The sequence below is a fragment of the Nonomuraea sp. N2-4H genome (genome assembly GCF_045291505.1).
Lineage (GTDB): Bacteria > Actinomycetota > Actinomycetes > Streptosporangiales > Streptosporangiaceae > Nonomuraea > Nonomuraea fastidiosa.
In genome coordinates this window covers 4,634,332-4,648,694 of record NZ_CP147987.1, presented here as the reverse complement: position 1 = coordinate 4,648,694, position 14,363 = coordinate 4,634,332, and the positions used below count along the sequence as shown (strand labels likewise).

17 protein-coding genes and 1 pseudogene are annotated in these 14,363 nt (G+C 72.3%); 8 read left to right on the top strand and 10 right to left on the bottom strand.

The window, feature by feature from the left end; genetic code table 11:
* Positions 1-18: 18 nt before the first annotated feature.
* Together WBK31_RS21440 and WBK31_RS21435 are read left to right on the top strand one after the other, a co-directional pair.
* On the top strand, positions 19-486 hold the full coding sequence (locus WBK31_RS21440) for a cation diffusion facilitator family transporter (protein ID WP_406673029.1): 468 nt from the start codon (positions 19-21) through the stop codon (positions 484-486).
* Positions 483-944 (top strand): cation diffusion facilitator family transporter, encoded by a 462-nt coding sequence (locus WBK31_RS21435; protein ID WP_406673028.1) that lies wholly within the window; start codon positions 483-485, stop codon positions 942-944. Before WBK31_RS21440 ends, WBK31_RS21435 begins: the two co-directional genes overlap by 4 nt.
* Here the strand turns inward: WBK31_RS21435 and WBK31_RS21430 are convergent, their stop codons facing one another.
* Both WBK31_RS21430 and WBK31_RS21425 read right to left on the bottom strand, forming a co-directional pair.
* Positions 945-1,214 (bottom strand): hypothetical protein, encoded by a 270-nt coding sequence (locus WBK31_RS21430; RefSeq protein ID WP_406673027.1) that lies wholly within the window; start codon positions 1,212-1,214, stop codon positions 945-947.
* Positions 1,215-1,238: 24 nt separating this feature from the next.
* Positions 1,239-2,630 carry an aminopeptidase P family protein gene (locus WBK31_RS21425; RefSeq protein ID WP_364054472.1) on the bottom strand — a complete coding sequence of 464 codons (1,392 nt, stop codon included), beginning with the start codon at positions 2,628-2,630 and terminating at the stop codon, positions 1,239-1,241.
* Positions 2,631-2,758: 128 nt separating this feature from the next.
* On the opposite strand from WBK31_RS21425, the gene WBK31_RS21420 reads away from it, so the two are divergent.
* The 4 genes from WBK31_RS21420 to WBK31_RS21405 all read left to right on the top strand — a co-directional run bounded on the left by WBK31_RS21420 (position 2,759) and on the right by WBK31_RS21405 (position 6,373).
* Positions 2,759-3,187: a CBS domain-containing protein gene (locus tag WBK31_RS21420; RefSeq protein ID WP_364054469.1), complete on the top strand. Its 429-nt coding sequence runs from the start codon at positions 2,759-2,761 to the stop codon at positions 3,185-3,187.
* A 110-nt stretch (positions 3,188-3,297) separates the two neighbouring features.
* A complete protein-coding gene (locus WBK31_RS21415; protein ID WP_406673026.1) occupies positions 3,298-3,909 on the top strand; it encodes a hypothetical protein in 612 nt (203 codons plus the stop codon).
* A 77-nt stretch (positions 3,910-3,986) separates the two neighbouring features.
* Positions 3,987-4,760, top strand: a complete 774-nt coding sequence (locus WBK31_RS21410; RefSeq protein ID WP_364054466.1) for a cyclase family protein — start codon at positions 3,987-3,989, stop codon at positions 4,758-4,760.
* On the top strand, positions 4,757-6,373 hold the full coding sequence (locus tag WBK31_RS21405; RefSeq protein WP_364054463.1) for a thiamine pyrophosphate-binding protein: 1,617 nt from the start codon (positions 4,757-4,759) through the stop codon (positions 6,371-6,373). Before WBK31_RS21410 ends, WBK31_RS21405 begins: the two co-directional genes overlap by 4 nt.
* Positions 6,374-6,423: 50 nt before the next feature.
* Here the strand turns inward: WBK31_RS21405 and WBK31_RS21400 are convergent, their stop codons facing one another.
* From WBK31_RS21400 to dhaK, 3 genes are all read right to left on the bottom strand, one after another.
* Positions 6,424-6,786 carry a phosphoenolpyruvate--protein phosphotransferase gene (locus WBK31_RS21400; protein ID WP_364054460.1) on the bottom strand — a complete coding sequence of 121 codons (363 nt, stop codon included), beginning with the start codon at positions 6,784-6,786 and terminating at the stop codon, positions 6,424-6,426.
* A gap of 82 nt (positions 6,787-6,868) precedes the next feature.
* Positions 6,869-7,492, bottom strand: a complete 624-nt coding sequence (gene dhaL, locus WBK31_RS21395) for a dihydroxyacetone kinase subunit DhaL (RefSeq protein WP_364054457.1) — start codon at positions 7,490-7,492, stop codon at positions 6,869-6,871.
* A complete protein-coding gene (dhaK, locus tag WBK31_RS21390) occupies positions 7,489-8,469 on the bottom strand; it encodes a dihydroxyacetone kinase subunit DhaK (RefSeq protein ID WP_406673025.1) in 981 nt (326 codons plus the stop codon). Before dhaK ends, dhaL begins: the two co-directional genes overlap by 4 nt.
* A 329-nt stretch (positions 8,470-8,798) precedes the next feature.
* On the opposite strand from dhaK, the pseudogene WBK31_RS21385 reads away from it, so the two are divergent.
* Positions 8,799-9,433 (top strand): annotated as a pseudogene (locus WBK31_RS21385) (lysophospholipid acyltransferase family protein).
* Positions 9,434-9,642: 209 nt separating this feature from the next.
* On the opposite strand, the gene WBK31_RS21380 reads toward WBK31_RS21385, so the two are convergent.
* From WBK31_RS21380 to WBK31_RS21370, 3 genes are read right to left on the bottom strand one after another with little or no spacing between them, the layout of a single operon-like run.
* The gene (locus WBK31_RS21380) at positions 9,643-10,449 is read right to left on the bottom strand and encodes a serine/threonine-protein kinase (protein WP_364054448.1); all 807 of its coding nucleotides are present in this window, start codon (positions 10,447-10,449) and stop codon (positions 9,643-9,645) included.
* 56 nt (positions 10,450-10,505) lie between these two features.
* Positions 10,506-11,039 carry an MFS transporter gene (locus WBK31_RS21375; protein ID WP_406675516.1) on the bottom strand — a complete coding sequence of 178 codons (534 nt, stop codon included), beginning with the start codon at positions 11,037-11,039 and terminating at the stop codon, positions 10,506-10,508.
* The gene (locus WBK31_RS21370) at positions 10,979-11,518 is read right to left on the bottom strand and encodes a hypothetical protein (protein WP_406673024.1); all 540 of its coding nucleotides are present in this window, start codon (positions 11,516-11,518) and stop codon (positions 10,979-10,981) included. Before WBK31_RS21370 ends, WBK31_RS21375 begins: the two co-directional genes overlap by 61 nt.
* Positions 11,519-11,681: 163 nt before the next feature.
* On the opposite strand from WBK31_RS21370, the gene WBK31_RS21365 reads away from it, so the two are divergent.
* Entirely contained in the window at positions 11,682-12,359 is a 678-nt protein-coding gene (locus WBK31_RS21365) for an ArsR/SmtB family transcription factor (protein WP_378787882.1), read from the top strand.
* Positions 12,360-12,678: 319 nt separating this feature from the next.
* Here the strand turns inward: WBK31_RS21365 and WBK31_RS21360 are convergent, their stop codons facing one another.
* Together WBK31_RS21360 and WBK31_RS21355 are read right to left on the bottom strand one after the other, a co-directional pair.
* On the bottom strand, positions 12,679-13,314 hold the full coding sequence (locus WBK31_RS21360) for a DJ-1/PfpI family protein (RefSeq protein ID WP_364054442.1): 636 nt from the start codon (positions 13,312-13,314) through the stop codon (positions 12,679-12,681).
* A gap of 5 nt (positions 13,315-13,319) precedes the next feature.
* Entirely contained in the window at positions 13,320-14,282 is a 963-nt protein-coding gene (locus tag WBK31_RS21355) for a GlxA family transcriptional regulator (RefSeq protein WP_406673023.1), read from the bottom strand.
* Between the last annotated feature and the right edge of the window lie 81 nt (positions 14,283-14,363).

The following is a 14,363-nucleotide window of genomic DNA, read 5'->3' as shown; positions in this document are numbered from 1 at the left end:
CACGTAAGGTGGGGCGCTATGGGCGAGAAGTCTGGGGAGAGCCTGGGCACCGTGCTCGTGGCCGGCGCCGCGAACCTGGCGATCGCGCTGGCGAAGCTGATCGCCGGTCTCATCGGCGGCTCGGCCGCCATGCTGTCGGAGGCGGCGCACTCCGCCGCCGACACCGTGACCGAGCTGCTGCTGCTGGTGGCCGTGCGGCGGTCGGGCAAGCCGGCCGACCGGCGGCATCCGTTCGGGCACGGCAAGGCGGGTTTCGTCTGGGCGCTGATGGCGGCGGTGGCGACGCTGGTGGGCGGGGCCGGGTTCTCCATCACCCACGGCCTGCACGAGGTCGGCCACGGCGAGGAGCTGGCCGACCTCACCCCCTCGTACGTCGTGCTGGCCGTCGCGTTCGTGCTCGAGGGCACCTCGTTGCTCAAAGGGCTGGCGCAGCTGCGCCGCGAGGCCGCACGTTACGCATCCCGCCCCTACGGCTCGTACGGGTGACCTCCGACACGGCGCTGAAGGCCGTGCTGTTCGAGGACGGCGCCGCGCTCATCGGGCTGCTGGTGGCCGCCGGAGGGCTGCTCGGCTCGCAGCTCACCGGATCGGCGCTCTGGGACGGCGTCGCCTCCGTCGTGATCGGCCTGCTCCTGCTGGTCGTCGCGGTCACCCTGATCAGGACGAACCTGTCGCTGCTCATCGGCCAGGCCGCGCCCGAGAGCGTGCAGAACGGCATCCGCGCCGTGCTGCTCGACCAGCCCGAGGTGGCCGGCGTGGTGGAGCTGCTGACGATGGTGATCGGGCCGGGCGCGGTCCTGGTCGCCGCGAAGATCGATTTCCAGGACGAGGCCACGGCCCGTGGCGTCGAGAAGGCCGCCGACGAGGTGGAACGGCGGCTGCGCGAGCAGTTCCCCCAGGTACGGCAGGTGTTCCTCGACCCCACGCCGACCTGCCGCCGCTGATCACTTGTCGGCGGGCTTGCCGTCCAGGCTGTACCGGTCCCCCGACGCCGCGCCGAGCACGGTCACGTCGTTGATCTTCCTGGTGCCCTTCTCCTTCACCGTGCTGATCTCGAGGTGGGGGTCCTTGACGGAACGGATCGCCTCCGAGGTGTTCACCTGCTGGTCCACGACCACGATGGCGTGCGCGGTCGCCTCGTCCACGTCGGCCAGGTGGACCTCGCGCACGGTCGCCTGCGAGGTGGCCTCGAGCTTGACGATGACCTGCGCCATCGCGCCGCCGACGTGCCCGGCTCGCTACAGGAGCCCGCCCATCCAGGACTCGATCTCGTCGGGGTGGCGGGGCAGGCCGTCCGACAGCATGGTCGCGCCGTCCGCCGTGATCAGCAGGTCGTCCTCGATGCGCACGCCGATGCCGCGCAGCTCCTGCGGCAGCGTCAGATCGTCCGGCTGGAGGTACAGGCCGGGCTCGACGGTCAGCACGTGGCCCTCCTCCAGCACGCCGTCCAGGTAGACCTCGGCCCTGGACTTCGCGCAGTCGTGCACGTCGAGGCCCAGCATGTGGCCGCTGCTGCAGAGCGTGTAGCGGCGGTACAGGCCGGTCTCCATGAGCGTGTCGGCCGACTCCTTGAACAGGCCCCACTCGCGCAGGCCGTCGCAGATGACGCGCATGGCCGCCAGGTGGAAGTCGCGGAAGCGGGCGCCCGGCCGCAGCGTCGCGATGGCCGCCTTCTGGGCCTCGTACACCAGCTCGTACACCTGGCGCTGCACCGGGCTGAAGCGGCCGGACAGCGGGATCGTACGGGTGACGTCGGCGGTGTAGAGGGTGTCGGACTCGACGCCGGCGTCCATGAGCAGCAGGTCGTCGCGGTGCAGCGCGCCGTCGTTGCGGATCCAGTGCAGCACGCAGGCGTGCGAGCCCGAGGCCACGATGCTCTCGTAGCCGACCGCGTTGCCCTCAAGGCGCGCCCGCAGCCCGAACACGCCCTCCAGGTACCGCTCGCCGCGCGGGTGGCCGATCGCCTGGGGGAGCGCGCGTACGACGTCCTCGAAGCCGCGCACGGTCGCGTCCACCGCCGAGCGCAGCTCGCCCACCTCCCACTCGTCCTTGACCAGCCGCATCTCCGACAGGAACGACTCCAGCTCGGCGTCGCCGTCGCCGCGCTCGACCCGCGCGTCCACCGACGGGTCCACGCCGCGCAGCACCCGCGCCGGGCCCTTGAGGTCGAGGTCGCGGATGTGGGCGCACTCGATCTGGTACAGCTCGGACGCCTCCGCCAGGTCGGGGCGCGGCCCGGCCCAGAACTCGCCGTAGCGGCGGTCGCGGTAGAACTCCTGGCCCTCGGCGCGCGGGGCGCGCGGCCTGACGTACAGGACGGCCTCGCCGGACGGCTCGATCACCAGCACGTCGTCCGACTCGTTCGCCCCCGTCAGGTACGAGTACGCGCTGTGCGGCCGGAACCGGTAGTCGCAGTCGTTGCTGCGCACCTTCAGCGTGCCCGCCGGGATCACCAGCCGCTCGCCGGGGAAGCGCTGTGCCAGCGCGGCCCGCCGCTTGGCCGCCCACGGCGCGATCGGCCGGGGCGCGATCTCCGCCCGCCGCTCGCTCGCCCACCCGGTCCGCATGAACGCGGCCAGCTCCTCGGTGACGGGCAGATCATGGCTTCCGGTATTGAGCCGCTCGGTCATTTCTCACGGTCCCTGAGTGACGTGTCGGATTCGTACGCAGGCAGCCTACGGGACCGCTTGACTGGGCCCCCACCCGCTTGTTTGCTCTGGACACGGGCTTGGAACACTGAGGGACAGAGGTGGTGCACATGCTCATCGGTACGATCCTTCGGAACAAGGGCAGCGACGTGACCTGCGTGGCACCGTCCGCCACCGTCCGCGAGCTGCTCGCCAAGCTCGCCGAGCGCAACATCGGGGCGGTGGTCGTCTCCTCTGACGGCGTGACGATCGAGGGCATCGTCTCCGAGCGCGACGTCGTGCGCCGCCTGCACGACCGGGGCGCCGCCGTCCTCGACATGCCGGTGTCGTCGATCATGACGACCGAGGTGACCACGGTGGGGCCGGGGGAGAACGTCGACTCGCTGCGCCGCACCATGACCACCCAGCGCTTCCGCCACATGCCCGTCGTCGACCAGGGCCGGCTCGTCGGCATCGTGAGCATCGGCGACGTCGTCAAGAGCGCCATCGAGGAGCTGGAGACGGAGAAGGCGTCGCTCGTCGACTACCTGCACCGCTGACCCGGCGCATGCGGGGTTGACAGGGGTGGCACGCTAAAACCCGTGATGTACGGGCCGCCTCCCCCGACTACCCGCAATACCCCCGTGCGACGAGCAGCCCGCCGATCATCGTGCTCGTCGCGGGGCTGGCCGCGCTGCTGGGATTCCTGCTGGGGGTGTTCGTCGGGTTCGGCGCCGGCTCCCCGTCGTCGAGCGGCGAGCCCGCGCCCAGGGTGACGGTGACGGTCGAGAAGAGCCAGTCGCCTCCCGCGGACGCCGGTCTGCCCGCGCAGCCGACGCAGGGGGTGCCCACCGATCCGGCCCAGACCCCACCCGCGCAGACTCCTCCTCCTGGTCAGACCCCGCCTGCCCAGACCCCGCCTGCTCAGAGCGGGCCTGCTCAGAGCGGGCCTGCTCAGAGCGGGCCGATCGAGACTCCGCCCGTGCAGACCCCGCCTGGTGAGACGCCCGCCCAGAGCGTGCCCCCGCAGACGCAGCCCGGCGGGACCCTCACCAACTCCGCGTCCCTGCGCACCCTCCGCGTCGGCACCGACATCCAGCCGGGCACCTACCGCACCACCGGCCCGGCCTCCGGGTTCACGATGTGCTACTGGGCCCGGCTGCGCGACGAGAGCGGCGACGTGATCGCGGCCGGCATGCCGTCCGGCGCCGCCGTGGTCACCATCCAGCCCACCGACAAGGCGTTCCAGACCGGCGGCTGCGCGGAGTGGACGAAAGCCTGACGCGCGAGGTATCGGCGTGTTTGCTCTGGTAAGGCGAGCGTAGGAGGATGCGGCTCAGCCCTACCGAGGAGGAAGACATGTCGGTGTTGCAGAGCTTCGTGGACAGCGTGCGCAGCGGGGCGATCGAGGTGATCGACCTGACCGCGCCACTCACCGCGGAGACACCGATCCTCCAGCTGCCCGAGCCGTTCGCCAACACGATCCCGTTCCGGCTCGAGGAGATCAGCCGGTACGACGACCGCGGCCCGGCGTGGTACTGGAACGACATTCACACCGGAGAGCACACGGGCACGCACTTCGACGCTCCCGTCCACTGGGTCACCGCCCGCGACGGGCAGGACGTCTCCCAGGTGCCGGCCCGCAGCCTCATCGCGCCCGCCGTGGTGCTCGACTTCGCCGACGAGGCGGCGAAGGACCCCGACTTCCTCCTCCAGATCGACCACGTCGAGCAGTGGGAGCGCGCCAACGGCCCGCTCCCCGACGGCGGCTGGCTGCTCTACCGCACCGGCTGGGACGCCCGCTCCGGCGACCAGGCCGCGTTCATCAACGCCGACGACAACGGCCCGCACACGCCCGGCATCTCCGCCGAGTGCGCCGAGTGGCTGGCGTCCGAGACGCCCATCCTGGGGATCGGCGTGGAGACCGTCGGCACCGACGCGGGCGCCGCGCACTCCTTCGACCCGCCGTTCCCGTGCCACTCCTTCCTCCTGGGCGCGGGCAAGTACGGGCTCACCCAGCTCCGCAACATCGACCGCCTGCCCGTCACCGGCGCCGTCGTGGTCGCGCCGCCGCTGCCCATCGTGGGCGGCTCCGGCAGCCCCGTCCGCGTGCTCGCCCTGGTGGAACGTTGATCGTCGCCGAGGCCGTCGGCCGGGCCCTGGCCGCCTGCGGAGCCGAGACCGCGTTCGGGGTGGTCGGCAGCGGCAACTTCCACGTCACCAACGCCCTCGTGGCCGCCGGCGTGCGCTTCGTCGCCGCCCGTCACGAGGGCGGGGCCGCCACCATGGCCGACGCCCATGCCAGGATGAGCGGCCGGCCCGGCATCGTCTCGGTGCACCAGGGTCCCGGGCTGACCAACGCGCTGACCGGCATCACCGAGGCGGCCAAGAGCCGCACGCCGCTGGTCGTGCTGGCCGGCGAGGCCACCGAGCCGCAGTCCAACTTCCACATCGACCAGGCCGGGCTCGCCACGGCGGTGGGCGCGGTGGCGATGCGCGTCACCGACGCGGGCGATGCGGTCGCGCAGGCGGCGCGGGCGTACCGGCTGGCGGCGGGGGAGCGGCGTACGGTGCTGCTCAACCTGCCGCTCGACGTCCAGGCCGCGCCTCACTCCGGCGGACTCGACGTGCCCGCCGAGCCGGCCGCGCCCCGCGTGGAGCCCGAGATCGGCGAGCTGGCCGCCGCGCTGGAGACGGCCGGGCGGCCGGTGTTCATCGCCGGCCGCGGCGCCCGGCACGCCCGCCGCGAGCTGGAGGCGCTGGCCGAACGCACCGGGGCGCTGCTCGCCACCTCGGCCGTGGCCAAGGGCCTGTTCCGCGGCAGCCCGTGGGACCTCGACGTCTCCGGCGGTTTCGCCACCCCGCTGGCCGCGGAGCTGATCCGGGACGCCGACCTCATCGTGGGCTGGGGCTGCGCGCTCAACATGTGGACCACCCGGCACGGCTCGCTCGTCTCGCCCGGCGCCAGGGTGGCCAAGGTGGACCTCGAACCCGCCGCGCTCAAGACCCACGTGCCCGCCGGCATCGGCGTCGTCGGCGACGTGGCCGAGGTCGCCGCGGCGCTGGCGGACGCGGTGCCGCAGCGCACCGGCTACCGCACGCCCGAGCTGGCCGGGCGCATCAGGGCCGAGGGACGGTGGCGGGCGGTGCCGTACGACGACGACGGCGCGGGCGGCAGGATCGACCCCAGGACGCTCACCATCGGCCTGGACGACCTGCTGCCCGCCGAGCGCGTCGTCTCCATCGACTCCGGCAACTTCATGGGATATCCGTCGATGTTCCTGGACGTGCCGGACGAGAACGGCTTCTGCTTCACCCAGGCGTTCCAGTCGGTCGGTCTGGGCCTTGCGACCGCGATCGGCGCCGCGCTCGCCCGGCCCGACCGGCTCCCCGTGGCCGCGCTCGGCGACGGCGGCTTCCTCATGGGGCTCGCCGAGCTGGAGACCGTGGTCCGGCTGGGGCTGCCGATGGTGATCGTCGTGTACGACGACGAGGCGTACGGAGCCGAGGTGCACCACTTCGGCCCGCACGACCACCCGCTCGGCACGGTCACGTTCCCACCCGCCGGCCTCGCCGCCATCGCGCGCGGCCACGGCATGGACGCCGTCACCGTCACCCGCCGCGAGGACCTGGCGGGCGTCTCCGCCTGGCTCTCCGGGCCCAGGGACCGTCCGCTGCTGGTACACGGCAAGGTGACCAGGGAACGCGGCTCCTGGTGGCTGGAGGAGGCGTTCAAGGGCCACTGACGGGCGTTCAAGGGCCACTGACGGGCTCTGCCCGCCGAGGGGCGCCCGCGTCAGAACTTGCGGTGGGTGCGGGCCTCCTCGGCGGCCGCCACGACCTCGGCCAGCGTCTCTCCCGCGCCCGCCGTCACCGCCGCCGCGATCGCGCCTTCAAGGAACGGCACGTCGACCACCACCGCCTTGCCCTCATCGGCCAGCAGCCGGGCGTTCAGCACCGAGCTGCCGATGTCGGGGATGAGCACCACCCCGTCCCCGTCGTCGACGCTGCGCACCGCCTTCTCGATCACCTCCACGCTGCTGCCCAGCCCGCCGTCGGCCGTCCCGCCCGCGGCCGCCACCGGCACGTCATCGCCCGCGATGCCCCGGACCAGCCGCACGGCCTCGGCCGCCAGCCCGGCACTGTGTGAGACCAGCACCACGCCCACCGTCACAGCGCCTCGCCGCCCAACGATCGCACCGCCTTTCTCAAGCCCGGCCACGAGCGCGCACCCGCGGCCCTCATCCCGCCACGCTCGCCAGCGCTTCGAGCAGCAGCGCCGCCGAGGCCGCTCCCGGGTCCTCGTGGCCGATGCTGCGCTGCCCCAAGTAGCTCGCCCTGCCCTTCTTCGCCTGCATCGGGATCGTGGCCTTGGCCCCTTCCAGAGCCGCGTCCGCCGCCTTGACCAGCGCCTCGTGCACGCCGACGCCGTCGCGTACGGCCAGCGCCAGCGCACGGGAGGCGGGGGTGAGCGCGTCCACCATCGTCTTGTCGCCCGGCGTGGCCTTGCCCAGCCGCTCGATCGCCACCACGCCGTCCTCGAACGCCGCCGCGAAGCCCGCGAGCGTCACCGGCGACTCCCGCAGCGCCCTGCCCATCTGCCGGAACAACGACCCGTACAGCGGCCCCGCCGCGCCGCCCACCCGGCGGATCAGGATCGTCCCCGCCGTCGTCAGCACCTCCGACGCCGAGCCCGGGGGATCGTCGGCCAGCGCCTTGCACACCTCGGAGAAGCCGCGGTCGAGGTTGGTGCCGTGGTCGGCGTCGCCGATCGCCGCGTCCAGCCTGGTCAGGCGGTCGCGTTCGCGGCGGATCAGCCTGGAGCTCTCCTCGAACCAGGCCACGAACAGATCGGTGTCCATCATCGCCCCCAGCGCAGTCCCGGCGTCTCGACCGGCGCGTCCCACAAGCGGGTCAGCTCGTCGTCCAGCAGGCAGACGGTGACCGAGAAGCCCTGCATGTCGAGGCTCGTCACGTAGTTGCCCACCAGCGAGCGCGCCACCCTCGCCCCCCTGCCCTTGACGTACGCCGCCACCTCGCCGAACACCACGTACAGCTCCGACAGCGGGGTGCCGCCCATGCCGTTGACCATGACCAGCAGGTCGCCGCGCAGCGGCATGTCGCCGTGGATCGCGTCCATCGCCACGCCCGCCAGCTCGCGCGCCGGTGCGATCGGCACCCGGGTGCGGCCAGGCTCGCCGTGGATGCCGATGCCCAGCTCCACCTGGTTCTCCGGCAGGTCGAAGATGGGCTTGCCGGCGGAGGGCGGCGTACAGGAGGTCAGCGCGATGCCGAACGACCGGCTGCGCCGGTTGACGTCGGCCGCCACCGCGGCGACGTCCTCCAGCGGCCGGCCCTCCTCCGCCGCCGCACCGGCGATCTTCTCCACGAACAGCGTCGCGCCCGTGCCGCGCCGGCCCGCCGTGTAGAGCGAGTCCTGTACGGCGACGTCGTCGTCCACCAGCACGCTCGCCACCTCGACGCCCTCGACCAGCTCGGCCGCCATCTCGAAGTTGAGCACGTCGCCGGTGTAGTTCTTGACGATGTGCAGCACCCCGGCGCCGCCGTCCACGCTCGTGGTCGCCTCGATGATCGGGTCGGGCACCGGCGAGGTGAAGATCTCGCCGCAGCAGGCGGCGTCGAGCATGCCGTAACCGACGAACCCCGCGTGCAGCGGCTCGTGCCCCGAACCCCCGCCCGACACCAGGCCTACCTTGCCCGGCCTCGGCCCCGCCGCTCGATAGACCACGTTGTCGCGGACCCGCAGCGACGGGTGAGCCGCGGCCATGCCGTTCAATGCGTCCTCAACGACGGAATCAGCCGTGTTGATGAGCTTCTTCATGGTCAGAACATCTGCCCTTTTTCACGACCGCGCAAGCGTCATGGCGCGGGCGGGCTGGATGTCGTGCTCAAGCCGGCCGGCGCGGACGCTCAGGCCGGGGCCGCGACGGACGCGGTGGCCGGGGCCGCGACGGACGCGGAGGCCGGGGCCGGGACGGACGCGAACGGCCGGGCTCCCACGTCCGCCGGAGCCGCCCGAGTAGGTTACGGTCTGCTCATGGCTGAGATCGTGTACCCGCCGGTGATCGCCGCCGCGCGGACCCTCTTTCGCGTGCTCGACATCCGCTTCCACATGGAGGGGACCGAGCACGTGCCGCGGTCGGGGGAGCGGTGCTGGTCAGCAACCACATCAGCTACCTCGACTTCATCTTCGCCGGGTTCGCCGCGTTGCCGTCGAAGCGGCTGGTGCGGTTCATGGCCAAGGAGGACGTGTTCAAGCACCCCGTCTCCGGGCCGCTGATGCGCGGCATGCACCACATTCCGGTCGACCGGGGCGCGGGGGCCGGCTGTACGCCACCGCCCTGCGCATGCTCAAGGCCGGCGAGGTCGTCGGCGTGTTCGCCGAGGCCACGATCAGCCGCTCGTTCACCGTGAAGGAGATCAAGAACGGCGCCGTCCGCATGGCCCAGGCCACCGGCACCCCCGTGATCCCCGTCGCGCTGTGGGGCAGTCAGCGCCTGTGGACCAAGGGCCGACCGCGCAAGCTGCTGCAGCGGCACATCCCGATGACCATCCTGGTGGGCGAGCCGATGTATCCCAAGCGCGGCGAGAACGTGGCCGATCACGTCGCCGACCTGCGCGGGCGGCTCACCGAGCTGGTGGACCGGGCGCAGCGCACGTACCCGGAGATCCCGCCGGGCGTCTGGTGGCAGCCGGCCCACCTCGGCGGCACCGCCCCCACCCCCGAAGAGGCCGAGGCCATGGACGCCGCCGAGGCGGAGGCCCGCGCCAAGAAGGAAGGCTGACGCGCCTGCCACGACGTTGAGGCCGCTGACGCGCCTGCCACGGCGTTGAGGCCCCTGCCACGGCGTTGAGGCCGCTGACGCGCCCACGGCGCGCGATGGGCGCCGGGCGGCTGCGCTCGCGAGGAGCGGCTGAACGCTGGGACGCGCACACCTTCCGGACCTCGCCTCGGCCGGCGCTCGACGGCCGAGGCGTCACCGGACGGGTGTCGTCAGATGGCCGCCTGGTAGGCGCTGGCGCGCATGCCGGCCAGCAGGCCCGCCGTCTGCTCCAGGGTGAACCTGCGCACCGGGTCGTGGTGCAGCAGGCCCTCGATGAGCGGGCGCATGATCCCGGCGCGGCGCGGCGGCGGGTAGGGGCCGCTGCGCGCCATGCCGAGCACGGTCGCCGCGTCCTGGCCAGGGTAGGGCGGCTGGCCCTCGATGGCGCTGTACAGGGTGGCGCCGAACGACCACATGTCCGCTTCCTTGCTGGCCGGCCCGCCGTGCAACCGCTCAGGCGCCATGAACGCCGGGGTGCCGCGCAGCCGCCGCGACGTGGTCATGCGGATGTCGCCTTCGGCCGTCGCTATGCCGAAGTCGGTGAGCACCACCCGGTCGCCCGTCAGCATGACGTTGGCGGGCTTGACGTCGCGATGGAGCACACCCGCCTCGTGGGCGGTACGCAGCGCCGCCAGCAGGTGCTGGCCGATCGCCGCCACCGACTGCGCGGGCAGCGTGCCCACCTGGGAGAGCAACTGGTGCAGTGAGAGCCCGTCGAGGTACTCCATCACGATCCAGAGCTTGCCGCCCTCCTCGATCAGGTCGTGCACCGTCACGATATTGGGGTGGCTCAGCCCGGCGGCCATCCTGGCCTCACGAAGCACCCTCCGGCGTACCATCTCGACCTCGCCGGTAAGGGTCAGCTCCTTGAGCGCCACCGTACGGTGAAGGAGCTGATCGAACGCCCGCCAGACAACTCCCATACCCCCACGACCGGCCTCCTCGTTCAGGAGGTACCGTCCGCCGATCTGCCGCATACCATCCCCTCATGCTCGGGGATAATCATGTCACTTCCGTACAGGCTCTTGGGTGCCTAACGTGATCCGGATATGCCGGAAAGTGTGGCGGTGCTGGTCAGAGGCGTGGAATTTCGACCCGACAAAGCGCGCCACAGCAGCCCGACAGCCACCAAACATACTCCAGTCGCGCCTGTGAGGACGGCAGGAACCCCGGTGAATTCGGCCACGACGCCTCCGAGAGCCGCTCCGAGCGGCATCGCGCCCATGCCGATGAGCCGGTACGCCGAGTTGACCCTGCCGAGCAGCTCCACCGGGATGAGCCGCTGCCGGGTCGAGATCACCAGGACGTTGACCGCCGCGCCGGCCACGCCCCAGAGCACGGCGGTGGGGTGGAGGGTCCACGGGGACGGCACGAGCAGGGGCACCAGGAGCAGCAGGCTGCTGGCCAGCCAGCCGCCCAGGAGCGTACGCAGCTCTCCGAACAGCCGCGTCGCCCACTCCGACAGCAGCGACCCCGGTATGGCGCCTGCCGCCAGCGCCGTGGTCATCAGGCCGTACTGGGCGGGCTCCAGTCCGATCGCCGACTTCTCGCCGACCGCCCAGAGCACGAAGACGCCGAAGTAGGCGGCGTTGGCGAAGTTGACCGTCCCGGCCGTGAGCGCCAGGCAGCGCAGCACCCGGTGCGACCACAGGAACGCCAGCGCCTCTTGATGTCGGCCCGCATCGGCCGTACGCGGGCGGGCGCGGCCGGCGCGAACGTGCCCCGCATGCCCAGCAGGAGCAGGCCGGCGGCGGCGGCGTACAGCAGGGCCGGGGCGCCGAACAGGACGGCGGGCACGAGGGCGACGAGCAGGCCCCCGAGCGGCGCGCCGACGAATTCGTTGCCGATCATCATGGCGGTCGAGACGCGGCCGTTGGCCCTGGTCAGGTCGCGGCCTGAGACGGTCATCGGCAGGATGGACCGCGCGGAGAGGCCGGCGAACACCTCGCTCACCCCGGCCAGCGGTACCGCCGCGAGCAGCAGCGGGTAATGGAGTGTCCCTGTGAAGGCGAACGCGGTGACCAGGGTCAGGAGCGCGGCGCGCACGAGGTTGGCCCCCCACCTTCAGCAGGCCGTCGGCCAGGTTGGACAGCGCAGTCGATAACAACAGGAAGGCGAACGGACGCCCCAGGCCCGCCGTCGTCTCCTCCGATAGTCTGTGTAAGGAAAAGTGTGCACAGTATTCTTTGCAAAGAGCGGTTTGCACAAGATGGGGAGCAAGAGCTACCCGGCCAGGACACTCGACGCGAACGCCCTCAAGTCGTTCGCCCACCCGCTGCGGCTGCGCATCTACGAGCTGCTCGACGAGCACGGGCCGTCCACCGCCACCCGCCTCGCCGGCCTGCTCGACCAGAACACCGGCACCACCAGCTACCACCTGCGCGAGCTGGCCAGGCACGGCATGATCGAGGTGGTGCCCGGGATGGGGCGCGGCAAGGAGAAGTACTGGCGCATCCCGCCGGGTGGCTACTCCTACGGCGACCGGCCCGACGACGACCCCGAGACCGCCAAGGCCGTCGACTACCTGCTCGACGATCTGGTCCGTCAGCGTGGCGCCGAGCTGGCCCGCTGGCGGCGGATGCTCGGCAAGGCGCCGCAGGAGTGGGTGGAGGTCAGCGGCTTCGGCCGCCGCTCACTTCGGCTGACCGCCGAGGAGACGGCACGGATGCAGGACGAGGTGTACGAGGTGCTGGAACGCTACCGTGCCCTGTCGGACGCCCGCGCCGGGGTTGCCGCCTCCGCGGGCCCGGCCGGTTCCGGAGGGGCGGCCGTCTCTGGGGAGCCGGTCGAGACCGCCGCGACGGACGGGCCGGCGGGCGAGGCGGGGGTCGAGCACGTGGTCGTCCACTTCGACGTCCTGCCCCTGGGCGTCGCGCGCGAAGAATGATCGGGAAGAGATGATGGGGAGCGCGCGCCCGTACGCCTGCGAATGATCGGGAACGCGTGCTCGTACGCCAGCGAATGATCGCGCGCCCGCGCGCCCGCCACGGTCACGACAGCCCTCGGCGCGCCGCCGTCTGAGCAGTGGTCCGCGGCCGGTCGTGACAGCGGGGCGGTGAGGAGGTGAGGCTCAGCGCTTGGCGCGGCCTGCGGAGACACCACCCACCGCCCGGAGTGAGGCGTGGGGCGGTCGTGCCGCTCTCCGGGTTCGGGGGCGTTGCCTGCTGGGCCGGTCGCCGGTCGAAGACCGGGACGGCGGTGGGCTTCTAGGCGGGGACGTCGGTCAGGAGGTGGAGCGCGCGGTCGGGGATGCCTTCCGGGGCGCCCCGCAGGGAGCCGGAGGTGAAGGGCGGCTCGGGGTCGTACTCGATGGCCAGTTGCACGGCCTGGGCGGTGGCCTCGTCGGCGGCCTCGGCGAGGAGCGTGAGCGCCATGTCGATGCCCGCCGACACCCCCGCCGCCGTGACGATCTTGCCGGTCGTCACCACCCGCGAGCTCACCGGCTCGGCGCCGTACTGCTTGAGCATGTCGAGGAGCGCCCAGTGGCCGGTGGCCGGGAGGCCCTTGAGTATGCCGGCCGCGCCGAGCAGGAGGGAGCCGGTGCAGACGGAGGTGGTCCACCGGGTGTGCCGATGCGCCTGGCGGATCCAGCCGACCAGCGCCTCGTCGGAGAGCGCGTCGAGGGTGCCGGTGCCGCCGGGCACCATGATGACGTCCGGCGCGGGCACCTCGTCGTACGAGGCGGTGGCCTCGAGCCGGAACGTGCCCCAGTCGTCGGAGACGAGACCGCGCTCGGCGGCGACGAGCGTGACGGAGAACCCGGGCGCCATGTTCAGCACCGTGTACGGCCCGGCCACGTCGAGGGCGGTGAAGCGGCGGTAGAGCGGGATGGCGACGTGCATGAGGATTACCTCTCCTTGGACTGGAACCGGCGCCGGTGGTCGCCGGGGGAGATCCGCCAGTGCCGCCTGAAGACGCGGTAGAGGGTCTCAGCAGAGCCGAGCCCGGACTCCCTGGCCACGGCGTCGAGCGGCAGCGAGGTGACCTCCAGGAGCCGCCTGGCGGTGTCGGCGCGGCTGCGCTCGACGTACCGGCCGGGTGACATGCCGGTCTGTGCGGTGAAGACGCGGGAGAAGTGGCGCTGGCTCATGCCGGCCCGCGCGGCGAGCGCGGGCACGCTGAGGTCGGCGGCCGGGTTCGCGTCGATGTAGCCCTGCAGCTCCCTGAGCGGCTCGCTGCGCGGCGTCAGCGCCCGCATGGCGGTGCTGAACTGGCTCTGCCCTCCGGGCCTGTGCAGATAGACCACGAGCCCGCGGGCGACCTTCCTGGCGAGGTCGTGGCCGTGGTCCTTGGCGACGAGGGCGAGCGCGAGGTCCACGCCGGACAGCACGCCTGCCGACGTCCACACGTGGCCGTCCTCGATGTAGAGGGGGTCGGCGTCCACGTCCACGCCGGAGTAGCGGCTGCGCAGGTCGTCGGCGACGAGCCAGTGCGTGGTGGCGCGCCGCCGTTCGAGCAGGCCGGCCTCGGCGAGCAGGAACGCGCCGTTGCACACCGACGCCGTACGCCGCGCGCCCGCGGAGAGCCGGGCGATCTGCCCGATCAGCTCGGCGTCGCCCAGCCGGTCGGGTACGGAGGGCCCGCCCGCCACCATCAGGGTGTCCACCGGTTCGCCGATCCCGGCGAGCGGCCGGGTGGTGACGGTCACGCCGTTGCCCGCCGTGACCTCGCCGCCCGCCGCCGACCCCACCTCGACGGCATAGCCCGCCTCGGGCCGGATGTGCGTGGCGGTGGCGAAGACGTCGGCCTGCCCGGCCATGTCGAGCAGCTGGAAACCGGGGAAGACGACGATGAGGACTCGTCGCTGCATGCCTCCCATGCTGGGCGCGGCCCGGCGAAGGCGTCAATGACACGATCATTGCACTTCATGCCATCGGCAGAACGCCGAGAG